This is a genomic window from Macromonas nakdongensis (genome assembly GCF_002837145.1).
Lineage (GTDB): Bacteria > Pseudomonadota > Gammaproteobacteria > Burkholderiales > Burkholderiaceae_C > Macromonas_B > Macromonas_B nakdongensis.
Window position 1 is genome coordinate 69,913 of record NZ_NWMV01000009.1, and the last position, 23,451, is coordinate 93,363.

Sequence of the window (23,451 nt, forward strand, 5' to 3'; positions counted from 1 at the left end):
ATCGGTCACAGAACAGGAAATTTTATAATCGGCGCCCATGGCAGTCTGGGCGCTCGGCATCAACCACCAAACCGCTCCGCTCGATTTGCGCGGGCGGTTCGCGTTCGCGCTCGACCAATTGCCCCACACCCTGGCGCGTTTCCGCGGCGCCGTGGCCCCCCAGCCCGAAGCCACACTGCTGTCCACCTGCAACCGCACCGAGATCTACTGCGCCAGCGAGCACCTGGCCCTGGAGCCCACGGTCGCCTGGCTGGCCCAGACCGGCGGCGTCAGCACCCAGGTACTGCTGGACCACGCCTACGTGTTGAAAGAAGGCGAAGCCGCCCGGCACGCCTTCCGCGTGGCCAGCGGGCTCGACAGCATGGTGTTGGGCGAGGCCCAGATCCTGGGCCAGCTGAAAGACGCGGTGCGCGTGGCCGACGAGGCCGGCGCCCTGGGCACCACCCTGCACCAGCTGTTCCAGCGCAGCTTCGCCGTGGCCAAGCAGGTGCGCAGCAGCACCGACATCGGCGCCCACTCCATCAGCATGACCGCCGCCGCCGTGCGCCTGGCCGGCCAGCTGTTCGAGGATTTGCAAGACATCCGGGTGCTGTTCGTGGGTGCGGGCGAGATGATCGAACTCGCCGCCACCCACTTTGCGGCCAAAAACCCGAAGGCCATGGCCATCGCCAACCGCACCCTGGAGCGTGGCGAAAGCCTGGCCGCGCGCTTCGGCGCCGAGGTGCTGCGCCTGTCCGACCTGCCGGAGCGGCTGCACGAGTTCGACGCCGTCATCAGCTGCACCGCCTCCACCCTGCCGCTGATCGGCCTGGGCGCGGTGGAACGGGCCTTGAAAAAACGCAAGCACCGGCCCATGTTCATGGTGGACCTGGCCGTGCCGCGCGACATCGAGGTCGAGGTCAAGGGCCTGGACGACGTGTACCTGTACACCGTGGACGACCTGGCCGCCGTGGTCCAGACCGGCAAAGACCACCGCCAGGCCGCTGTGGCCCAGGCCGAGGCCATCATCGACGCCGGGGTGCAAAGCTTCCTGCACTGGATGGACCAGCGCGACCCGCACGGCGGTGTGGTCGGTCTGATCCGCGACCTCAACACCCAGGCCGACGCCTGGCGCCAGGCCGAACTGGCCCGCGCCCGCAAACTGCTGGCCAAAGGCGAGCCGGTGGACGCGGTGCTCGAAGCCCTGGCCCGCGGCCTGACGCAGAAAATGCTGCACGGCGCCCTGGCCGAGCTGCACGCCGGCGACGAACACACCCGCCAGCAGACCGCCGATACCGTCTCGCGCCTGTTTCTGCGCGGCGCACCCCGGGCCTAGCCCCTCCCCCGGCGCGCGCCACGGCGCCGCGCCTTCCTGGCCCGCCCATGAAACCCTTCGTCCGCGACACCCTTGAACGCCAGCGCCTGCGGCTGCACGAGCTGGACGCCCTGCTCAGCGCCCCCGACGCCACCGACGACCTGGACCGCTTTCGCCAGCTGACGCGCGAGCACGCCGACACCGACGCGGTGGTGCAGCCTTTTCTGCGTTACCTGCAGCGCGAGACCGAACTGCACGACGCCCATGCCATGGCCGGCGACGCCGACCCCGAGCTGGCCGCCCTGGCGCAAGCCGAAATCGCCAGCGCCCAGGCCGAGCTGGACGCCCTGGACGCCGAGCTGCAAGCCCTGCTGCTGCCCAAGGACCCGGACGACGAACGCCACGCCTTCCTCGAAATCCGCGCCGGCACCGGCGGCGACGAGGCCGCGCTGTTCGCCGGCGACCTGGCCCGGATGTACACCCGCTACGCCGAACGCCAGGGCTGGCGGGTCGAAACCCTCAGCGAATCGCCCAGCGAACTGGGTGGCTACAAGGAGCTGGTGCTGCGCATCGCCGGCCACCGCGCCTACGGCCGCCTGCGCTTTGAGTCCGGTGGCCACCGCGTCCAACGCGTGCCCGCCACCGAAAGCCAGGGCCGCATCCACACCAGCGCCTGCACCGTGGCCGTGATGCCCGAGCCCGACGAGGCCGCTGCCATCACCCTAAACCCGGCGGACCTGCGCATCGACACCTTCCGCGCCAGCGGCGCCGGCGGCCAGCACATCAACAAAACCGATTCCGCCGTGCGCGTGGTGCACCTGCCCACCGGCATCGTGGCCGAATGCCAGGACGGCCGCAGCCAGCACAGCAACAAGGCCAAGGCGCTGCAGGTGCTGCAGGCGCGTATCCAGGAAAAGGAGCGCAGCGAACGCGCCGCCAAGGAAGCCGCCGAGCGCAAGGGCCTGATCGGCAGCGGCGACCGCAGCGACCGCATCCGCACCTACAACTTCCCGCAGGGGCGGCTCACCGACCACCGCATCAACCTCACGCTCTACAAGCTGCTGCAGGTGATGGAAGGCGACCTGGACGAGGTGATCCACGCGCTGCAACTGGCGCGCGGCGCCGAGCTGATGGCCGAGCTGGAAACCAGCGCCAACGACGCCCGCTTCGGGGCCTTGGCATGACGCCGTCCCCCACCACGGTCCAGCAGGCCCTGCACGGCGCGCGCCAGGCCGGCCTGGACCGCCTGGACGCCCAGGTGCTCCTGCTGGACCTGCTGGGCCGCTCGCCGCACGACCGGGCCTGGCTGATCGCCCACGACACCGACGCCCTGCCCGCCGCCACCGCCCAGGCCTTCCACGCCCTGGTCCAACGGCGCCTGGCCGGCGAACCCGTGGCCTACCTGATCGGCCAGCGCGAATTCCACGGCCTCACGCTCCAAGTGGACGCCCGCGTGCTCGACCCCCGTCCCGACACCGAAACCCTGGTCGACTGGGCGCTGGCGGTGCTGGACGGCCGCGAGCACCCCAGCGTGCTGGACCTGGGCACCGGCAGCGGCGCCATCGCCCTGGCCATCCAGCACCGCCGGCCAGACGCCCGGGTCTGGGCGCTGGACGCCAGCGCCGACGCCCTGGCGGTGGCCCAGGCCAACGCCGAACGCCTGCGCCTGCCGGTGCGCGGCGTGCACGGCCAGTGGCTGCGCGACTGGCCCCAGCGCCAAGCCGAAGCCCGGGCTCAACATCCGCAAAGCCCCGCCCTGCCCGAGCGCTTCGACCTGATCGTCAGCAACCCGCCCTACATCCGATCGGACGACCCGCATCTGGCCGCCCTGACCCACGAACCCCTGAGCGCCCTGGCCAGCGGCTCCGACGGCCTGGCCGACCTGCGCGACATCGCCGCCCAGGCCCCCACCCACCTGCACCCAGGCGGCTGGCTGCTGCTGGAGCACGGCTGGGACCAGGCCGATGCCGTGGCCGAACTGCTGCGTGCCCAAGGCTTCACGGCAGTCGACCACCGCTTGGACCTGGCCGGCCACCGCCGCTGCACCGGCGGACACCTCCCCACCTGAACCCGCCACCCAGCACCACAGGCCCCAGGGGAACAGCGGGCCTGGGATAATGGCGGGTTTGTACCGACCCCGGCCCCAGGCCCCCACGGAGTACCCCCATGAGCGACACCCAGCAACGCATCGACCAACTGGTCAAGAACAACGACATCGTGCTATTCATGAAAGGCACCGCCAGCTTCCCCATGTGCGGCTTCTCCGGCCGCGCGGTGCAAATCCTGAAGGCCTGCGGCGTGGACACCAAGACCCTCCAGACCGTCAACGTGCTGGAAGACGCCGAGGTGCGCCAGGGCATCAAGGAATACAGCAACTGGCCCACCATCCCGCAGCTCTACGTGCGCGGCGAGTTCATCGGCGGCTCCGACATCATGATGGAGATGTACGAGTCCGGCGAGCTGCAACTGGTGATCGCCGGCCCCGCCGCCTGAGGCGAGAAAACAACACCGGGAGCCCGGGTTTTTCCAGCGTTGAGCGCTGGCACGGCGTGTGCTTGAATAATGGACACACACCGTCGTCAAGGAGAACCCGATGAGCTCCACCAGCCTCGCCGTCCCCTCCCTCGGGCTGCCCATCGCCCGCATGCGCAGCGTGTTCAGCGCCGACGAAGTCGGGCGCAAGCTGGCCAAGCTGCAGCAAGGCAGCGAGCGCGAACACGAGGGCCTGCGCAGCGTCTACGAACGCATGCTCGAACGCGGTCCGCAGCGCTTCGCGGTCAAGCCCTCGGGCGTGCCCGACATGGCCCAGCTCTACGGCCAACTGCCCAACTTCGGTGAAGTCCTCGACGACGTGAAGCGCCACGTCGCCCTGAGTCAGGACAGCGACGACCACCTCGAACTCACGCCCATGCTGCTGCTGGGCCCGCCCGGGGTGGGCAAAACCCACTTCGCGCACCAGTTGGCCGGCCTGCTGGGCACCACCGCGAGCCTGGTGCCCATGAGTTCCATGACCGCCGGCTGGCTGCTGTCGGGTTCGTCCTCGCAATGGAAAGGCGCCAAACCCGGCAAGGTGTTCGAAGCCTTGGTGGACGGCCAGTACGCCAACCCGGTGATCGTGGTGGACGAGATCGACAAGGCCAGCGCCGACGCCCAGTACGACCCGCTCGGCGCGCTCTACAGCCTGCTGGAACACGACACCGCCCAGCGCTTCGTGGACGAATACGCCGAGGTGCCGATCGACGCCAGCCAGGTGATCTGGATCACCACCGCCAACGACGAGCGCGGCATCCCCGAACCCATCCTCAACCGCATGAACGTGTTCCAGATCGACGCGCCCGACCTGGAGGCGGCGCGGCAGATCGCCCGCCAGATCTACCAGGGGCTGCGCGGCGAACACGACTGGGGCCGCCTGTTTGCCGACGAACCCGCCAGCGACGTGCTGGACCAGCTGGCCAGCCTGGCCCCGCGCGAGATGCGCCGGGCGCTGATGACCGGCTTCGGCAACGCCCGGCTGGCGCGGCGCGAGGCGATCGACGTGGCCGATCTGCCGCACCCCGCCAGCGGCAAGACCCGGATCGGTTTTGTGCAGTGAGCGCCGGCGCCCGGCTCAGGCCGGGCCGCTGCGCCATTGGCGCTGCGCCGCGAACACCGCGTTCGGGTAAGGCGCGCGGCCGCGGCTGCCGTTGTAGCGCCCCAGCGCGAGGTACAGGTCGCCCTTTTCCCGATCCAGGTAGTGGCGCAGGATGACGCAGCCGAAACGGATGTTGGTTTGCAGATGGAACAGTTTGCCGGCGTCGCCGTCGCCGATCAGGCGTGCCCAGAAGGGCATGATCTGCATGTAGCCGCGCGCGCCCACGCTGGAAATGGCGAACTTGCGGAAGGCGCTTTCCACCTGGATCAAGCCCAGCACCAGCGAGGTGTCCAGGCCGGCACGCCGGGTTTCGTACCAGACGGTCTGCAAGAACTCCACCCGCGTTTGCAACTCGGGTTTGCGGCGTTGCAGCTTGGGGCTCATGTCGCCGAGCCAGCGCAGGTAGCCCAGGCGGGCGTCGGTGCTGGAAAAAGCCGGTTCGGGCGGCCCGGAAAACTCCACCGCCGCCCGCAAAGCCTGGCGCACCGAATCGGCCAGGGGTTCTTCCACCTGCCCCCCGGCGTGGACCAGCAGAGGCAGCACAGCAGGTGCCAGCCCGGCCACGCCGGCCTGGGCCATCCACGCCAGGCAGTCCCGCCGTTGCACCTTACACCCCCAGTCGGCCTTTCAACAAGGCCAGCACCTCGCCCACCGCCACCTTGGTGGCGGCCTCGTCGCGGCGGTGCTGGTACTCCACCAGGCCCTCTTTCAGACCCTTGTCGCCAATGGTGACACGGTGCGGCACGCCGATCAACTCCCAGTCGGCGAACATCGCACCCGGGCGCTCGCCGCGGTCGTCCAGCATCACGTCCACGCCCAGCGCGGCCAGTTCGTCGTGCAGCCGCTCGGCGGCGGCTTTGACGGCTTCGCTGCGGTCCATGCCGATCGGGCAGACCACCACGGTGAAAGGCGCGATCGCGTCCGGCCAGATGATGCCGCGCGCGTCGTGGTTCTGCTCGATGGCCGCCGCCGGCAGGCGGGTCACGCCAATGCCGTAGCAGCCCATTTCGAAGGGCTTGGGCTTGCCGTCTTCGTCCAGGAAGGCGGCATTCATGGCGCGGCTGTACTTGGTGCCCAGGTAGAACACGTGGCCCACCTCGATGCCGCGCTCGATCGCCAGCACGCCCTGACCGTCCGGCGACAGGTCGCCCGCCACCACGTTGCGGATGTCGGCCACCAGGTCGGGCTCGGGCAGGTCGCGGCCCCAGTTGACGCCGGTGGTGTGGAAGTCCAGTTCGTTGGCGCCGCAGATCCAATCGGCCATCACCGCCACCTCGCGGTCGGCAATCACATTCACGGGCTTGAGCAGGTTCAGCGGGCCCAGGTAGCCGGGCTTGGCTCCGAAGTGCTCGACGATTTCCTTTTCGGTGGCGAAGCGGAAGCCCAGGTCCAGGCCCGGCAGCTTGCCCACTTTCACTTCGTTCATGTCGTGGTCGCCGCGCAGCAGCAGCAACCAGACCGTGCTCTTGACGATCTCGTCGCGCTCGTTGATTTCGTCGGTGGCCAGCACCAGCGACTTGACGGTGCGCGCCAGCGGCACACCCAGCAGTTCGGCCACGTCGGCGCAGGTGCTCTTGCCCGGGGTGGGGGTTTTGGTCAGCGCCTCGGCCGGCGCCGGGCGCGGGCCTTGCGGCGCCAGGGCCTCGGCTTTTTCGATGTTGGCGGCGTAGTCGCTGGCCGGGCAGTAGACGATCGCGTCCTCGCCGGTGGCAGCAATCACCTGGAACTCCTCGCTCAGGTCACCGCCGATGGCCCCGCTGTCGGCCGCCACGGCGCGGTAGGTCAGGCCGAAACGGTCAAAAATGCGGCGGTAGGCCGCGGCCATCACCTGGTAGCTGGCCTGCGCGGCTTCGGGGCTGCGGTCGAAGCTGTAGGCGTCCTTCATGACGAACTCGCGGCCGCGCATCAGGCCGAAGCGCGGGCGGCGCTCGTCACGGAACTTGGTCTGGATCTGGTAGAAGTTCTTGGGCAACTGCTTGTAGCTGCGCAGCTCCTGGCGCGCGATGTCGGTCACCACCTCTTCCGAGGTGGGCTGCAGCACGAAGTCGCGTTCGTGGCGGTCCTGGATGCGCAGCATCTCGGGGCCCATTTTGTCGAAGCGGCCGGTTTCCTGCCACAACTCGGCCGGCTGCACCACGGGCATGGTCAGCTCCACCGCACCGGCCGCGTTCATTTCTTCACGAATGATTTTTTCCACCTTCTGCACCACCCGCAAACCCATGGGCATGTAGGTGTAGATGCCGGCGCCCAGCTTCTTGATCATGCCGGCGCGGGTCATCAGCTGGTGGCTCACCACCTCGGCATCGGCCGGGGCTTCCTTGAGGGTGGAAATGAAGAATTGGGAGGCTTTCATGGGGGCGTGTGTGCGACCGGGCACGGCCTCGGTGGCCAGCGGCGGCGACTGCGGGAATACCCCGTGACACGCTACCCAAGCGCACCTTGACGATGCATAATCGAGACAGTTTAAAAATTTGGGGTTGATTATGCTTGACAGAGAAGGCTTCAGGCCCAATGTCGGCATCATTCTGCTCAACCAGAGGAACCAGGTGTTCTGGGGCAAGCGCATCCGCACCCACTCCTGGCAGTTTCCGCAAGGGGGCATCGACCGGGGAGAAACCCCCGAGCAGGCCATGTACCGGGAACTGCACGAAGAGGTGGGGCTGCGCCCCGAACACGTGTGCATCGTTGCCCGCACGCGGGACTGGTTGCGCTACGAAGTGCCAGACCGATTCATCCGCCGGGATGCACGCGGTCATTACAAGGGGCAGAAACAGATCTGGTACCTGCTGCGCCTGATGGGTGGTGACCACCACCTGAACCTGCGTGCCACCGACCACCCCGAGTTCGACGCCTGGCGCTGGAACGATTACTGGGTGCCGCTGGACGTGGTGGTGGAGTTCAAGCGCGGCGTCTACGAAATGGCGCTGCAGGAGTTGTCGCGCTTTTTGCCGCGCCCCTCGGAACACCGCAACCGCTTCTTGCGCAGCAATGCGCGGCCCCGCCACGTCGGCCCGGCCGACACCCCGGTCGAACTGCCCCCGGGACTGCCCCTGCACATGGAGCTGCCCCCGGGCGCGAGCTTCGACCCCGACCCGCAACACCCGCCCCGATGAACCGCTCCACCCACGCCCGGGCCCTGCCGGGCATCGCACTCGTGCTGTGCCTGGCCTGGACCGCGCCGGCCCACGCCCAGCTGTCCGACGACGCCCCCGCCTGGCAAGAAGGCGAAGTCCCGGCCGCCCCGGCCTTTCGCACCACCGGTCTGGTCGATTTCCAGATATCGACCGCCTCCGAACTCGCGTACGGCATCGACCCCGCCACCCTGAGCCTGGGCCAGGACGGGGTGGTGCGCTACGTGATGGTGGCACGCAGCCGCGCGGGCGCACTGAACGCGCTGTACGAAGGCCTGCGCTGCGCCAGCGCCGAGGTGAAAACCTACGCGCGCTGGGCCGTGGCCGCCGATGGCACGGGCGGTGCCTGGCGCACCACTGATAAAGCCGAATGGCGCTCGCTGTTCGCCGGGCACGCATCGCGCCCGGCCCTGGTGCTGGCCCGCACCGGGCTGTGCGACGGCGTCACCCCCAACGCACCGGTGTCGCGCATGCTGCGCGACCTGAAACTGGGCAAAAGCCGCGACTGAGCGCCCTCCAGGCCGCCCAGGCGCTCACCCGCGGGTGAGTACCAAGTTGTCGCGGTGGATCATCTCGGGCTCGGCGGCGTAGCCCAGCAGGCGCTCGAAATCGGCCGAGGCCTTGCGGCACAGCAAACGCGCCTCACCGGCGGCGTAGTTGGCCAGACCGCGGGCCACTTCGGCACCCTGGGGGTCGCGCACCGCGATCACATCGCCCCGGGCAAAATCGCCATCCACACCGGTCATGCCGATGGGCAGCAGGCTCTTGCCCTCCTGCACGATCTTGGCCACGGCGCCCTCATCCACACTGACCGAACCGCGCAGCTGCAGGTGGTCGGCCATCCATTGCTTGCGCGCCTGCTGCTTGGGCGTGTCGGCGACCAGGCAGGTGCCGATGGGCTCGCCCGCCACCAGGCGCAGCAGGGCGTTGGGTTCGCGGCCCCAGGCGATCACGGTGGAGGCCCCCGAACCGGCGGCGCGCTTGGCCGCCAGGATCTTGGTGATCATGCCGCCGGTGCCGACGCGGGAACCGGCGCCGCCCGCCATCTCTTCCAGCTGGGGATCGCCGGCACGGGCCACGTGCACGAAGCGCGCGGCCGGGTCCTTGCGCGGGTCGGCGGTGTACAAGCCCTTCTGGTCGGTCAGGATCACCAGCACGTCGGCCTCGACCAGATTGGCCACCAGCGCGCCCAGGGTGTCGTTGTCGCCGAACTTGATCTCGTCGTTGACCACCGTGTCGTTTTCGTTGATGACCGGCACCACGCGGTGCTCCAGCAGGGTCAACAGGGTGGAGCGGGCGTTGAGGTAGCGCTCGCGGTCGGCCAGGTCGGCGTGGGTCAGCAGCACCTGGGCGCTGCCCAGGCCCAGCTCGCGCAGCTTGGTTTCGTACATCTGCACCAGGCCCATCTGGCCCACGGCGGCGGCGGCCTGCAGCTCGTTGATTTCCTTGGGCCGCACCGTCCAACCCAGGCGCTTCATGCCCTCGGCGATGGCACCGCTGCTGACCATGATGACCTCGCGTCCGTCTTGCACCAGGGCGCTGAGCTGCGCGCTCCACTGGCCGATGGCGGCTTCGTCCAGGCCCCGGCCCTCATTGGTGACCAGGCTGGAGCCGACCTTGACGACGATGCGGCGCGCCTGGCGCAGCACTTCGGCGGGAGCGGACTGGGGGGCGGCAACGGCCGGGGCGGAGGACTCGTGGCTCATGGCGGCTGAGGCAAAGGGGGTCATCGATCGGTCCGCCTCAACGGGGCGGACCGTCCCAAAAGCGGTTGAACGAAGGGATCAGTCGTCGCGGAAACGCGGATCCATGGGCTCGTCCGCGGGCGCGTCGTCGGCCGCGGACGGCAGGGCTTTTTTGCGGCGCGGCGGGCGCGGCTTGGGAACGCCGGGCACGGCCGGCTCGGCCTGGCCAAAGCGCGGGTCCACCTCCACGTGCGGCTTTTCGGCCTCGCGCGTGGCCACGATGTGCTGGAAAATCTTCTGCACCAGCACCTCGCAGCCTTCGCGGGTAAGGGCGGAAATCTCGAACACCGGCCCCTTGTGCTTGAAGCGCTTGACGAAGTCCTGTACCCGGGCTTCGCGCTCCTCGGCCGGCACCATGTCCAACTTGTTGAGTACCAGCCAGCGCGGCTTGGCGTGCAGCCCGGGGTCGTATTTTTTCAGTTCTTTGACGATGGCCTTGGCCTGGGCCACCGGGTCCACCGCATCGTCGAACGGGGCCATGTCCACCACGTGCAGCAGCAGGCGGGTGCGCTGCAGGTGGCGCAGGAACTGGTGGCCCAGGCCGGCGCCTTCGGAGGCGCCTTCGATCAGGCCGGGCACGTCGGCCACGACGAAGCTCTTTTCCGGGCCCACGCGCACCACCCCCAGGTTGGGGTGCAGGGTGGTGAAGGGGTAATCGGCGATTTTCGGGCGGGCGTTGGACACCGCCGCGATGAAGGTGGACTTGCCCGCGTTGGGCATGCCCAGCAGGCCGACGTCGGCCAGCACCTTGAGTTCGAGCTGCAGCTCAAAACGCTCGCCCGGGTGACCCGGGGTTTTCTGGCGCGGGGCGCGGTTGATGGCGCTCTTGAAGCGCAGGTTGCCGAAGCCACCGTCGCCGCCCTTGGCGATCAGGATCTTTTCGCCCGGCTGCAGCAGTTCGTGCATCACCTCGCCGGTGTCGGCGTTGCGGATGATGGTGCCGACCGGCATCTTCAGGACGATGTCGTCGCCCTTGGCACCGAACATGTCGGAGCCCATGCCGTGTTCGCCGCGGCGTGCCTCGTACTTGCGCGAATAGCGGTAATCGACCAGGGTGTTCAGGGCGTCGTCGGCCAGGGCGTAGACGTGGCCGCCGCGGCCGCCGTCGCCGCCATCGGGGCCGCCGAATTCCTTGTATTTCTCGTGCCGGAACGACGCGCAGCCATTGCCCCCGTCACCGGCGGCGACCTCGATGTAGGCCTCGTCAACAAATTTCATGGCTGGATTGTCCCTGAATCGGAGAAACACAAAAGGCCCGCATGCGCGGGCCCTTGGGGTGCCGGGGCGACCGCAGCCGCCTCAGCCGGTGGTTCACGCCGGGGTGACGTTGACCACTTTGCGGTTCAGCGCGCCCTTGATGGCGAAGCTGACCGTGCCGTCCACGGTGGCGAAGATGGTGTGGTCTTTGCCCACGCCCACGCCCTCACCAGGGTGGAACTTGGTGCCACGCTGGCGCACGATGATGGAACCGGCGCTGATGGTCTGGCCGCCGAACACCTTCACGCCGAGCATTTTCGGCTTGGAGTCGCGACCGTTGCGCGTGGAGCCGCCGCCTTTTTTCTGTGCCATGGTGCTTTACTCCTTAGCCGTTGATCGAGCCGATCTGCAGCTCGGTGAAGTTTTGGCGATGGCCCTGGCGCTTCTGGTAGTGCTTGCGACGGCGCATCTTGAAGATGCGAACCTTGTCGCCACGACCGTGGCTGACCACAGTGGCCGTGACCGTTGCGCCGGAGACCAAGGGGGTGCCCACCTGGATGCTGTCGCCGTTGCCGACGGCCAACACCTGGTCGATCACGATCTCTTGACCCACGTCCGCAGCAATCTGTTCTACTTTAAGTTTTTCGCCAACGGCAACGCGATACTGCTTGCCGCCGGTTTTTATGACCGCGTACATATGAACCTCAATTGGTGATTCCAGCAAAAGGATTTTTGCCGAACTGCGTATTGTAAACGCAGGAGGCGACTCGCACAAGTACCCCCAAGCTCAGGGCGCCGGGGTCGCGGGAATGGGGGCATGCGCCGGGTGCTGACGGTGGTGGTCGAGCATCCGGTCGGCCAGGCCCCCGCCGACCCACATGCCGACCAGGGCTAGCCAGGCCGTGAGGGCGAAGATGGCGCCCCCCGTCATGCCAGCGCCGACGGCACAACCGCCGGCCAGCATGGAGCCAAACCCCATCAACACGGCCCCCGCGATGTAGCGCGGCATGGTGTAGCCCCCGCCGAAGCCCTCCAGCTTCCATTCGCGCCCGACCAGGGCGCCGGCCAAAGAACCGAGGAAGACGCCGGGCATGAGGCCCAGGCCAAAGGTCCACGGCCCGTGGGGGTCGTTCAGCACGTGCATCAACCATTCGGACGAGGGCCCGCTGAAGGTCAGGCCCTGGATCTGCACCACCTCGAAGGAATGGACCATGACCTGGTGGGTCAGGTACCAACCGCCGGCAACCGTCAGGCCGGTGGCCATGCCACCGACCCACTTCCAGGCCCCGCCGCCGCTGCGCGCGGCGAAATACAGGGCCGCGGCCATCCACACCAAACCAAAGGCCAGGCCCAAACCCGGCCCCGCACCGATGAGCTGGAGCAGGTCGCGCGAGGCTCCGCCCTCCACCATCCACCAGGCGCTGATGGCCTCGCGCCAGGGCGCCAGCATGCCCCCCAGGGTGGCCTGGGCCACGACTGCAAAAATCAAGCCCGACAACAGGGCGCGCAGGTTGCCGTTGGCCGACAACACCAGCAGGCGGCTGGCACAACCGCGCGTCATGACCATGCCGACGCCAAACAGCAGCCCGCCGACCAGCGCCCCCGACAGGCTGCCCCGGGCCGACAGCTGGCGCGCCGAGGACACGTCCATCCACCCCAGCAGCACCAGGGCCTGCACCACGACCACCGCGGTGGAAAACGCCAGCAACCAGACCGACAATTTTTCGCCGAAACGCCGGTGCCAGAACTCGATGACCGCCGCACGCAGGCAGAACTTGGAGCGTTGGCCGAAAAAGCCGAAGCTCAGGCCCAACAGCAGGCCGCCCATGGCCAGCACGGCGGGCTCACCCCAGGACTCGATCCAAGCCGACCAGTTCATCGCCATCCTTTATTCATCGAATAAGCAAGCAATGATAAATAGGCTGCACGGACGGGGTTTGATGCGGGTCAAGAACCCCGGGAGTCATCCACCTGGAGCGCCGCGTCGCAACCCCGACCGGCGGAGATCGCGCGCCGGACCCACCAGCGCACGGGGGGCCACCACCCCCAGCGCCCGAGCACGTCGGCAGGGTCGGCCATGGCCCCGCACAGGTAACGGCCTTGCGGCGCCGACCAACGCAAGGCCACGCAGGCCCCGCGGCGGCGACGCGACAACAACATGCCCAACGGGCACGGTTCGGCCAGGCAGCACAGGCCACAGCCGTTGCAGGGCGCACCCAAGGCCGGCTTGGGCGGCGCCGCCGGCTGGATGTGGATGATTTGTCGATCAGGCGACACCGGGGCGGTCCACTCAGACACAGGGGCAGCCGGCCCCGTCAGGTGCGGGCCAGCACCGGCGCCAGCGCCCGTCCGGTGTGCGTGCCCAGTTGCACCAGCGCCTCTGGCGGCGCAGCGGCCACGACGCGACCGCCACCGTCGCCGCCTTCGGGGCCCAGGTCGAGGATCCAGTCGGCTTCGGCGATCACGTCCAGGTCGTGCTCAATGACGACCACGCTGTGCCCGCCATCGACCAGGCGGTGCAGCACGCGGATGAGCTTGTCCACGTCGGCCATGTGCAGGCCCACGGTGGGCTCGTCCAGCACGTACAGGGTGTGCGGCGCCTTCTGGCCGCGCCGCCCCACCTCGTCGCGCACCTTGGTGAGCTCGGTCACGAGCTTGATGCGCTGCGCCTCGCCGCCGCTGAGCGTGGGCGAGGGCTGGCCGAGGGTGAGGTAGCCCAGCCCCACATCCTTCAGCAATTGCAGCGGGTAGGCGATGCCGGGCATGGACGCGAAGAAGTCCACGGCCTCGTCCACCTCCATGCGCAGCACGTCGCCGATGCTCTTGCCGCGCCAGGTGACGGCCAACGTCTCGGGGTTGAAGCGCGCGCCGTGGCAAGCCTCGCAGGGCACTTTCACGTCGGGCAGGAAGGACATTTCGATGGTGCGCACGCCCTGCCCTTCGCAGGTGGGACAGCGGCCGTCGCCCGTGTTGAAGCTGAAGCGCCCCGGTGCATAGCCGCGCGCCTTGGCTTCCAGCGTTTCGGCGTAGAGCTTGCGGATGGTGTCCCAGAAGCCGATGTAGGTGGCGGGGCAGGAACGCGGCGTCTTGCCGATCGGGGTCTGGTCCACCTCCAGCACGCGCTGGATGGCCTCGCTGCCCACCACGCCTTCGCAACCCTGCCACTGGGGGCGCTCGCCGGCGTGCCAGGCGTCGCGGCCGGCTTTGGTGGCCTGCATCTGCACGGCGGCGGCCACGTTGGTGAGCAGCACATCGCGCGCGAAGGTGGATTTGCCGGAACCGCTGACGCCGGTGATGGCGACCAGGCGTTTCAGCGGCACCTGCGCGGTGACATTTTGCAGGTTGTGCAGGCTGGCGTTTTTGACGGTGAGCCAGATGGGTTTCTCTTCGCTTGAGGGCTTCTGGTGGGGCGACGAGGGCACGGGGGGCTCCGCATGCTGCGAGCAGAAATTGTCGCCCCCCGCGCCCTCGCCACCCTGCGCGGCGGCATTGGCGCGCGCAGAAATGGACACCTCGCTGGCGCCCACACCCGTCGGGGATGAGGGGGTGTCGGGCGCCGATTTTTGGCCGCGCAGCGGACGGTATGAGGCGCTCGGCCCCCCCTCGTCCCCGGCAGCGGGCGCCACCGCATCCGCCATCACGAATCGCCGCGCCTGCAGCGGGTGCTTCATCGCATGCAGCAAATAGCGCCCCGTCTGCGAATCGGCGGCGGCCATCACATCGGCCACCGACCCTTCGGCGACCACGCGGCCACCTCGGACACCCGCACTGGGCCCGATGTCGATGACGTGGTCGGCCCGGCGGATGGTGTCTTCGTCGTGCTCCACCACCACCAGGGTGTTGCCCTTGTCGCCCAGCTTGTGCAGGGCATTGAGCAGGATCTGGTTGTCGCGCGCGTGCAGGCCGATGGTGGGTTCGTCGAGCACGTAGCACACGCCCTGCAGGTTGGAGCCGAGCTGGGCCGCCAGGCGGATACGCTGCGCCTCGCCACCACTGAGGGTGGGCGCGCCACGGTCGAGCGTGAGGTAGCCCAGGCCCACTTCTTCTAGGAACTCCAGGCGGCTCTGGATTTCGGGCAGCAGGTCGCGGGCAATGTCTGCCTCGCGCGTGGTAAGACCTTGCACGGCAGACGAATCATCCTGCACATACCCTGCCATTGCGAGCGGCGCCTGTTGCAAGGCCTGCACCCACAGGCGCACATCGCGCACGCTCAAGCGCGCCAGCGAAGTGATGGTCTGCCCATGGAACTTCACGGCCCGCGCCGTGGCGTTGAGGCGTGTGCCACCGCAACTGGTGCAGGGCTGGTCGGCCACGTCTTCCACCTCGGGCTCGGCAAAGCTCTGCTCGCGGCCTTTCTGGTCGTCGTCGCGCACGGAATCGTCGAACGCCTTGCGCTGTTCGCGCGTGAGCTGCACGCCCGTGCCCACGCAGTCCGGGCACCAGCCGTGCTTGCTGTTGTACGAGAACAGGCGCGGGTCCAGCTCGGCATAACTGGTGGAACACACCGGGCAGGCGCGCAGCGTGGAAAACACCTGCAGCCGCCCGATGCCCACCGTTGAGGCACCGCTGTCCAGTGCGACCTGCAAGCCTTCCAGGCCCGACAGCACGTGCACCACGCCCTTGCCGTGTTCCAGCGCGCGGGTCAGCAGCTGGCGCAGTTCGGCTTCGTGATCGGGGGCCACATCCAGGCTGCCCACGGGCAGTTCGATGGTGTGCTCCTTGAAGCGGTCGATGCGCGGGAAGCCCTGCGTCGGCAGGAATTCGCCGTCCACCCGCAGGTGGGTGTAGCCGCGCGGGCGCGCCCAGTCGGCCAGTTCGGTGTAGACGCCCTTGCGGTGGACCACCAGCGGCGCCAGCAGGCCGATGTGCTGGCCACGGAAGGCCGTCATCAGCTGCGCCAGGATGCTGTCGGGCGTTTGCGGCTGCACCGGGGTGTCGTCGTGCACGCAGTGCTGGGTGCCCAGCTTCACGTACAGCAGGCGCAGGAAGTGCCAGACCTCGGTGGTGGTGCCCACGGTGGACTTGCGCCCGCCGCGCGACAGCCGCTGCTCGATGGCCACGGTGGGTGGGATGCCGTAGACCGCGTCCACCTCGGGCCGGCCGGCGGGCTGCACGATGCTGCGGGCGTAGGCGTTGAGGCTTTCGAGGTAGCGGCGCTGGCCTTCGTTGAACAAAATGTCAAAAGCCAGCGTGGACTTGCCCGAACCACTGACCCCGGTGATGACGTTGAACTTGCCCCGGGGAATGTCCACCGACAGGCCCTTGAGGTTGTGTTCCTTGGCGTTGATGATTCTTATCGCGTTGCTGGATGGGCCGTGTTTTGCACCTGACACTGCTGGCGAAGATGTCTGGTTGGGCGACGAGGGCACGGCGGGCGCCTCATGCTGCAAGCAGAAATCGTTGCCCGCCGCACCCTCGCCGCCCTGCGTGGCGGCATTGGCAGGCACAGGACATAAAGCCTCTTCGGCGCCAGAACCCGCCGGGTCTGGGGGAATGCCGGGCACCGATTTCTGGCCGCGCAGCGGACGGTATGAGGTGCTCGGCATTCCCCCAGACCCGGCAGCGAGCGCCAACGACGAAACACCTTCGCCACGAACCGGTAGGTAATCCGTCACCCGCCCCTCTTGCGCCATGTACAACTCACCCACCGCCTCGGCGTACTCGCGCAAGGCCAGTCCGGTGTAACTGGTGGGGTGCAACCGAACTTCCTCCGGCGTGCCCTCGGCCACCACCCGGCCGCCCCGGTCGCCGCCGTCTGGCCCCAGGTCGATCAGCCAGTCGCTCGCGCGGATCACGTCCAGGTTGTGTTCGATGACGATGAGCGAATGCCCCGCCTCCAGCAGCTTGCGCAGCGCGCGCATGAGCTTGGCGATGTCGTCGAAATGCAAGCCCGTGGTCGGCTCGTCGAACAGGAACAGCATGCCCTTGGTGGCCAGGGGCTGGCCCGACGCGGTGCGACCCGAACGAGCGCCCTTGCCTTTCTTGCCCGCCTTGGCGGCCTCGGCCAGAAAGCCCGCCAGCTTGAGGCGCTGAGCCTCACCGCCGCTGAGCGTGGGCACCGGCTGGCCCAGCTTCACGTATTCCAGGCCCACATCCACAATGGGCTGCAGCGCCACGATGACCTCGCGGTCGTGCGCGAACAGTTGAGCGGCCTCGCTCACCGTCAGGTCCAGCACGTCGGACACATTGAGCAGCCTGCTGCCGCGTTCGATGGTGATCTCCAGCACCTCTGGGCGGTAGCGCTGGCCGTTGCAGTCGGGGCAGCGCAGGTACACGTCGCTCAGGAACTGCATTTCCACGTGCTCGAAGCCCGAGCCGCCGCAGGTGGGGCAGCGCCCGTCACCGCTGTTGAAGCTGAACTTGGCCGCCGTGTAGCCGCGCTGCTGCGATAGCGGCGCGGTGGCAAACAGATCGCGAATGGCGTCCCAAGCGCCCACGTAGCTCACAGGGTTGGAGCGCGCCGTCTTGCCGATGGGGGATTGATCGACAAACACCACACCGCTGAGGTGATCGGCGCCCAGCAGGCGGTCGTGCGCGCCGGGCGATTCGGTGGCCTGGCCGAAGTGACGCATCAGCGCCGGGGCCAGCACGTCTTGTATGAGGGTGGACTTGCCCGAGCCGCTGACGCCCGTGACCGTGACCAGCCGTTGCAGCGGGAATTCGACGTTGAGGTGGCGCAAGTTGTGTTCGCGCGCGCCCTCCAGCACCAGGCGGGGCGTGGCGTCGGTGACCATGCGCTTGAAGCCGAAGCCCACCTGCTTGCGCCCGCCCAGGTAGGCGCCAGTCAACGTGTCGGCCTCGCGCAGTTGCGCCACGGTGCCGTCGAACACGATGCTGCCGCCCCGCTCGCCGGGGCCGGGGCCCATGTCGATGACGCGGTCGGCCGCCAGCATGACGGCGGGATCGTGCTCCACCACCACCAGGGTGTTGCCCGCGTTGCGCAGGCGCGCCATGGCCTGGTTGATGCGGTTCATGTCGCGCGGGTGCAGGCCGATGCTGGGCTCGTCCAGCACGAACAGGGTGTTGACCAGCGAGGTGCCCAGCGCGGTGGTGAGGTTGATGCGCTGCACCTCGCCGCCGCTGAGGGTGCGGCTTTGCCGGTCGAGCGTGAGGTAGCCGATGCCCACGTCACACAGGTAGCGCAGGCGGGTGGTGATTTCGTCGAACAACAGCTTGAGGGCTTGGGTTTCGCCGGCCGATGGGCTGGCGGTCGTTCCGCTTGGCTCGTGGCGTGTTGGGTGGGGCGACGAGGGTGCGGGGGGCTCCGCATACTGCGAGCAGAAATTGTCGCCCCCCGCACCCTCGCCGCCCTGCGTGGCGGCATCGGCACGCAGAACATCAGCAACCTCGCTGGCACCCAATCCCGCTGAGGTGGGGGGAATGCCGGGCACCGATTTTTGGCCGCGCAGCGGACGGTATGAGGTGCTCGGCATTCTCCCCACCTCAGCAGCGGGCGCCAACACCTCCTCAGCACCTCCCGCCAGCAACCCAAAAAACCGGCGCAACCGCTCGATCGGCAGCTGCATCAGGTCGTGCAGGCACAGGCCCGGCAGCGCCTCCAACTGTTCCCGCGTCCACTCCACCCCCACCGGCATGAAGCGCTGCGCAGGCGGCAGCACCGCGTCCGCCTGGGCCTTGGAACCCAGGCGCCACAGCAAACTCTCGGTCTTGAGGCGCGCGCCCGCGCACACCGGGCATTCGGTGTAGCTGCGGTACTTGGACAAGAGCACGCGGATGTGCATCTTGTACGCCTTGCTCTCCAGGTACTCGAAAAAGCGGTACACGCCGTACCACTGCTGGTTCCACTTGCCGTTCCAGTTCGGCGAGCCATGGATCACCCAATGCTGTTGCGCCTCGCTCAACTGGTACCAGGGGGTGTCGCGCGGAATGCCGGCGGCCTCGGCGTGGCGCATCAGGTCGTCCTGGCACTCCTGCCAGGCAGGGGTCTGCATGGGCTTGATGGCGCCGCCGCGCAGGGTGAGCTTGTCGTTGGGAATGACCAGGCCCAGGTCCACCCCGATGACGCGCCCGAAACCGCGGCAGGTGTCGCACGCGCCCACGGCGGAGTTGAACGAAAACAGGGACGGCAGCGGCTCGGCGTAGCGCAGGTCGCTCTCGGGGCAGTGCAGGCCGGTGGAGAACTTCCACAGTTCGGGTTCGGGCTCCACGCCATCGTCGCCCGCCGGGCGCAGGGCGTAGACGGTCAACCGCCCGCTGCCGCGCTTGAGGCCCAGTTCGATGGCCTCGATGACGCGGGCACGCTCGGCGCCGCTGAAGCGGAAGCGGTCGGCCACCACGTCGAGCACGCGCAGCTGCCGGTCGGCGGTGGCGTCGGCCGGCTGGGCCTTGGCGCTTTTGGCCCCTTTGCCGGTTTTGCTGGCGCCGGCCTGGCCCGTGGCGCCCTCGCCCGCCGAGGCCACGGGGCGTGTCACCACGCGCTCGGCCTGCACCCGGGTGAAGCCGCTGGCGGCCAGCCACTGTTCGATGTCTTCGGGCGTGGCGCTGGCGGGCAGCTCCACCGGGAAAGTCACCACCAGGCGCGGATCGCCCGCCGCCTCGGCGCGCTGGCGCAACTCTTCGAAGATGGTGTCGGGCGAGTCGTGCCGCACGGGCCGCGCGGTGCGTCGGTCGAACAGCTGGGCGGCGCGCGCGTAGAGCAGCTTGAGGTGGTCGTTCAGCTCGGTCATCGTGCCCACGGTGGAGCGCGAGGAGCGAACGGGGTTGGTCTGATCGATGGCAATGGCCGGGGGCACGCCTTCCACCTTGTCCACGGCCGGCTTGTCCATGCGGTCGAGGAACTGGCGCGCGTAGGCGCTGAAGGTCTCGACGTAGCGGCGCTGACCTTCGGCGAACAGGGTGTCGAACACCAGGCTGGACTTGCCCGAGCCACTGGGGCCAGTGACCACCGTCAGCTCGCCGGTGCGGATGTCCAGATCGACGTGCTTGAGGTTGTGCTGGCGCGCGCCGCGGATGCGGATCAGGCCGGTGCCATCGGCCGGTGCGGACTGGGCCGGCGTCCCGCTGACCAGCGGGCGGGCGGGGGGGAGATCGGTGGGCGTGCAGGACTCGGACATGGTCGGCCTTCGGGGGTGAAGGCAAACATTCTAGGAACAAGCCGGCCGTGCCCGCGCGGCCAGGGCAATGCCCGAGCCCGGCGTGTGGCCGCCCACCCGCGCCAGACCTGGCGGGATCACTTGGTGATGAGCACCGGCACCTTGGCATGCGTCAGCACCTTCTGCGCCACGCTGCCCAGGATCAGCGCTTCCACACCCTTGCGCCCGTGCGAGCCCATGACAATCAGGTCGCAGCCTTCGGCCTCGGCGGTTTCGATGATCCCTTCGTAGGTGACGTTGCGCTCGATGGTGTCGCCCTCGAAGCTCACACCGCGGGCGGCGCAGGCTTGGCGGATGTCTTCCAGCGACTGGCCAGCGGCGGCCTTGGCCTCGGCCAGGTAGGCCTGCAGGCCCACGGCGGATGCGTCGCCGATGCCGATGTAGGGGAAGGGATCGATCACGAACACGCCCACCACCTGGGCGCCGTGTTGTTGGGCCAGGTCGGCGGCGAATTCGGCGGCCTTGTGGGCCAGTTGGGAACCATCGGAAGGCACCAGGATTTTCTTGAACATGCGTTACTCCTCGTCGGTGTGGGCGGCGCGCCCTGGTCGGGCGGGCCTGCCCCGCATCTTAATCACAAGCCCTGGCGGCGCCCCTTGCGCCAGGTCAAGCCGGTGTCACCCGCACCGCGCAGTACTTCACTTCGGCGATTTTGCCGACCGGGTCCAGCGCCGGGTTGGTCAGCAGGTTGGCCGCGGCCTCGACGTAGGCGAAAGGGATGAAGGCCACGTCGGCCAGCAACCCGGCGTCGGCGCGCACCGCCAGTTGGATGCGCCCCCGGCGGGTGCAGACCACCGCGGGGGCCCCGGCCTGCAAGCCCAGGCGCGCGATGGTGCCGGGATGCAGGCTGACGGTCGGGCCGGATTCCAGCGCGTCCAACACCTTGCTGCGCCGCGTCATGCTGCCGGTGTGCCAGTGTTCCAGCTGCCGCCCGGTCACCAACACCATCGGGTACTCGGCGTCGGGGCGCTCGGCCGGTTCGCGCAGCTCGGCCGGCACCAGCCGGGCCTTGCCGGTGGGCGTCGGAAAGTGGTCGGTGAAGACGATGGGCTGGCCCGGGTCGTCCGGGGTGAGCACCGGGTGGGTGACGGCGCCGTGCGCCAGCAACCGCTGCCAAGACAGGCCGGCGATGGAGTCCATCAGCGCGCGCATTTCTTCGTACACCCGGCCGATGCCGGAGTCCGCCTCGGCGCCACTGCCGTCCGGCGCAATGCCGTAGGCCCAGTGCAGGCCCAGGCGGCGCGCCAGCTGTTCGGTGATCCAGGCGTCGGCGCGCGCCTCGCCGGGGCAGGCCACGGCTTTGCGGCCCAGTTGCACGGTGCGGTCGGTGTTGGTGACGGTGCCGGTCTTCTCCGGCCAGGCGCTGGCAGGCAACACCACATCGGCGAAGGCGGCGGTTTCGGTCAGGAAGATGTCCTGCACCACCAGGTGGTCGAGGCGGCTCAGGGCCTCGCGCACGTGGTGGCTGTCGGGGTCGCTCATGGCCGGGTTTTCGCCCTGGATGAGCATGGCGCGTATGCGGCCGTCGTACACCGCGTCGATGATCTCCACCACCGTCAGGCCGGGCTGGTCGTCGAGGTCGCCCAAGGGCAGGCCCCACAGGGTTTCGGCGCGCGCGCGGGCGGCGGGCTCGGCCACGCGGTGGTAATCGGGCAGCACCAGCGGGATCAGACCGGCGTCGCTGGCGCCCTGCACGTTGTTCTGGCCGCGCAACGGGTGCAGGCCGGTGCCGGGGCGGCCGATCTGCCCGGTGACCATGGCCAGCGCGATCAGGCAGCGCGCGTTGTCGGTGCCGTAGGTGTGCTGGCTCACGCCCATGCCCCACAAAATCATGCTGGCGCGGCTGGTGGCGTAGGCGCGGGCCACTTCACGGATGGTGGCCGCGTCGATGCCGCAGACCGGCGCCATGGCTTCGGGGCTGAAGTCGGTGTGACCGTCGGTCAGGTGGGTTTTCAGGCGGTCGAAATCCAGCGTGCGCTCGGCGATGAAGGCGGGGTGGGTGAGGCCTTCGCTGACGATGACGTGCAACATGGCGTTGAGCAGCGCCACGTCGCTGCCCGGGCGGAAGGGCAGCGTGCGCCAGGCCTGGCGCGACAGCTCGGTGCGGCGCGGGTCGGCCAGCACCAGCTTCGTGCCGCGCTGCACCGCGTTCTTGATCCAGCTCGCGCCCACCGGGTGGTTCTGCGCCGGGTTGGCGCCGATGACGAGCACGAAGTCCGCGTGGGCCACGTCGCGCAGCGGGTTGCTGACCGCGCCGGAGCCGATGCCTTCCATCAGCGCCGCCACGCTGGAGGCGTGACACAGGCGGGTGCAGTGGTCCACGTTGTGGGTGTGGAAGGCAGTGCGGACCAGCTTCTGGAACAGGTAAGCCTCTTCGTTGGTGCCCTTGGCCGAGCCGAAACCGGCCACGGCGGCGCCCCGGCCTTTGACCGGCTGGGCCTCGCGCGCCCGGCGCAGCCCGGCGGCGGCCAGGTCCAGCGCCTCGTCCCAGCTGGCTTCGCGGAACTGGGCGCGCAGGGTGGCCTGGTCGGTGCGGCCGTCCAGCCCCTGGGTGAGGATAGCGGGGTCTTTGGGCGCGTCGGCGCGGCGCACCAGCGGGCGGGTCAGGCGCTGCGGGCTGTGCACGTAATCGAAACCGAAGCGGCCCTTCACGCACAGCCGGCCTTCGTTGGCCGGGCCTGGGGCGCCTTCCACGTGGTCGATGCGCCCGTCCTTTACGTGGTAGGTGAGCTGGCAGCCGACGCCGCAGTAGGGGCAGACCGAATCGACCGTGGCATCGGCCGCACGGGCGTAAGCGCCATTGGCGGGCGCGAGGGCGCCGGTGGGGCAGGCCTGCACGCATTCGCCACAGGCCACGCAGGTGCTCTGGCCCATGGGGTCGCCCTGGTCGAACACGACCTGCACCTGGCCACCACGTAAGGACAGGCCCAGCACGTCGTTGCCCTGGATGTCGCGGCAGGCGCGCACGCAGCGGGTGCACTGGATGCAGGCGTCCAAGTTCACCGCCATGGCGGGGTGGGAGGCGTCGGTGCCACGTGCCTGCGCCGCGGCCTGGGACGGGCCGCGCGCGGCGAAGCGGTCGCTGCGGGCGCCGGTGCGTTCGGTCCAGCGGGCCAGTTCGCTGTCGCGCTTCAGGCGGGTGGTGTCGGGCGCGTCGGCGTTGAGCAATTCCAGCACCGTGCGCTGCGCAGCCTGCACGCGGGGCGTGTCGGTGCGCACCGCCATGCCGGGCTGGGGCGCGCGGCAACACGAGGCCGCCAGCACGCGCTCACCGGCCACCTCCACCACACAGGCGCGGCAGTTGCCAGCGCTGGGCAGACCGGGCTTGTGGCACAGGTGC

17 protein-coding genes are annotated in these 23,451 nt (G+C 68.9%); 7 read left to right on the plus strand and 10 right to left on the minus strand.

Annotated elements, in window-relative coordinates; translation table 11 throughout:
- Positions 1-37: 37 nt before the first annotated feature.
- From hemA to CON77_RS01660, 5 genes are all read left to right on the plus strand, one after another.
- On the plus strand, positions 38-1,315 hold the full coding sequence (gene hemA, locus CON77_RS01640) for a glutamyl-tRNA reductase (RefSeq protein WP_101047176.1): 1,278 nt from the start codon (positions 38-40) through the stop codon (positions 1,313-1,315).
- 47 nt (positions 1,316-1,362) lie between these two features.
- Positions 1,363-2,478: a peptide chain release factor 1 gene (gene prfA / locus CON77_RS01645; protein ID WP_101047178.1), complete on the plus strand. Its 1,116-nt coding sequence runs from the start codon at positions 1,363-1,365 to the stop codon at positions 2,476-2,478.
- Positions 2,475-3,362 carry a peptide chain release factor N(5)-glutamine methyltransferase gene (gene prmC / locus CON77_RS01650; protein WP_101047180.1) on the plus strand — a complete coding sequence of 296 codons (888 nt, stop codon included), beginning with the start codon at positions 2,475-2,477 and terminating at the stop codon, positions 3,360-3,362. The genes prfA and prmC overlap by 4 nt, the downstream gene beginning before the upstream one ends.
- A gap of 98 nt (positions 3,363-3,460) precedes the next feature.
- The gene (gene grxD / locus CON77_RS01655; RefSeq protein WP_101047182.1) at positions 3,461-3,787 is read left to right on the plus strand and encodes a Grx4 family monothiol glutaredoxin; all 327 of its coding nucleotides are present in this window, start codon (positions 3,461-3,463) and stop codon (positions 3,785-3,787) included.
- Positions 3,788-3,887: 100 nt separating this feature from the next.
- On the plus strand, positions 3,888-4,886 hold the full coding sequence (locus tag CON77_RS01660) for an AAA family ATPase (protein ID WP_101047184.1): 999 nt from the start codon (positions 3,888-3,890) through the stop codon (positions 4,884-4,886).
- 15 nt (positions 4,887-4,901) lie between these two features.
- Here the strand turns inward: CON77_RS01660 and CON77_RS01665 are convergent, their stop codons facing one another.
- Together CON77_RS01665 and CON77_RS01670 are read right to left on the minus strand one after the other, a co-directional pair.
- Complete coding sequence (locus CON77_RS01665) at positions 4,902-5,504, minus strand: lytic transglycosylase domain-containing protein (RefSeq protein ID WP_101047210.1); 603 nt, start codon at positions 5,502-5,504, stop codon at positions 4,902-4,904.
- 28 nt (positions 5,505-5,532) lie between these two features.
- On the minus strand, positions 5,533-7,278 hold the full coding sequence (locus CON77_RS01670; RefSeq protein WP_101047186.1) for a proline--tRNA ligase: 1,746 nt from the start codon (positions 7,276-7,278) through the stop codon (positions 5,533-5,535).
- A 130-nt stretch (positions 7,279-7,408) separates the two neighbouring features.
- On the opposite strand from CON77_RS01670, the gene CON77_RS01675 reads away from it, so the two are divergent.
- Positions 7,409-8,038 carry an RNA pyrophosphohydrolase gene (locus CON77_RS01675; RefSeq protein WP_101047188.1) on the plus strand — a complete coding sequence of 210 codons (630 nt, stop codon included), beginning with the start codon at positions 7,409-7,411 and terminating at the stop codon, positions 8,036-8,038.
- Complete coding sequence (locus tag CON77_RS01680; protein ID WP_101047189.1) at positions 8,035-8,565, plus strand: CNP1-like family protein; 531 nt, start codon at positions 8,035-8,037, stop codon at positions 8,563-8,565. Before CON77_RS01675 ends, CON77_RS01680 begins: the two co-directional genes overlap by 4 nt.
- 24 nt (positions 8,566-8,589) lie before the next feature.
- Here the strand turns inward: CON77_RS01680 and proB are convergent, their stop codons facing one another.
- From proB to CON77_RS01725, 8 genes are all read right to left on the minus strand, one after another.
- Positions 8,590-9,762 carry a glutamate 5-kinase gene (gene proB, locus CON77_RS01685; protein WP_101047212.1) on the minus strand — a complete coding sequence of 391 codons (1,173 nt, stop codon included), beginning with the start codon at positions 9,760-9,762 and terminating at the stop codon, positions 8,590-8,592.
- 78 nt (positions 9,763-9,840) lie between these two features.
- The gene (cgtA, locus tag CON77_RS01690; protein WP_101047191.1) at positions 9,841-11,019 is read right to left on the minus strand and encodes an Obg family GTPase CgtA; all 1,179 of its coding nucleotides are present in this window, start codon (positions 11,017-11,019) and stop codon (positions 9,841-9,843) included.
- Between the two features lie 93 nt (positions 11,020-11,112).
- Positions 11,113-11,370 carry a 50S ribosomal protein L27 gene (gene rpmA, locus CON77_RS01695; protein ID WP_101047193.1) on the minus strand — a complete coding sequence of 86 codons (258 nt, stop codon included), beginning with the start codon at positions 11,368-11,370 and terminating at the stop codon, positions 11,113-11,115.
- Between the two features lie 13 nt (positions 11,371-11,383).
- Complete coding sequence (gene rplU, locus CON77_RS01700) at positions 11,384-11,695, minus strand: 50S ribosomal protein L21 (protein WP_101047194.1); 312 nt, start codon at positions 11,693-11,695, stop codon at positions 11,384-11,386.
- A gap of 90 nt (positions 11,696-11,785) precedes the next feature.
- Entirely contained in the window at positions 11,786-12,877 is a 1,092-nt protein-coding gene (locus CON77_RS01705; protein ID WP_232788363.1) for a YeeE/YedE family protein, read from the minus strand.
- 436 nt (positions 12,878-13,313) lie between these two features.
- A complete protein-coding gene (locus CON77_RS15815) occupies positions 13,314-20,072 on the minus strand; it encodes an excinuclease ABC subunit UvrA (RefSeq protein ID WP_157826821.1) in 6,759 nt (2,252 codons plus the stop codon).
- Positions 20,073-20,188: 116 nt separating this feature from the next.
- Positions 20,189-20,623, minus strand: a complete 435-nt coding sequence (locus CON77_RS01720; protein ID WP_101047198.1) for a universal stress protein — start codon at positions 20,621-20,623, stop codon at positions 20,189-20,191.
- A 94-nt stretch (positions 20,624-20,717) separates the two neighbouring features.
- Positions 20,718-23,451, minus strand: a 2,734-nt coding sequence (locus CON77_RS01725; protein ID WP_101047199.1) for a molybdopterin-dependent oxidoreductase, incomplete at its 5' end; no start/stop codon positions are given.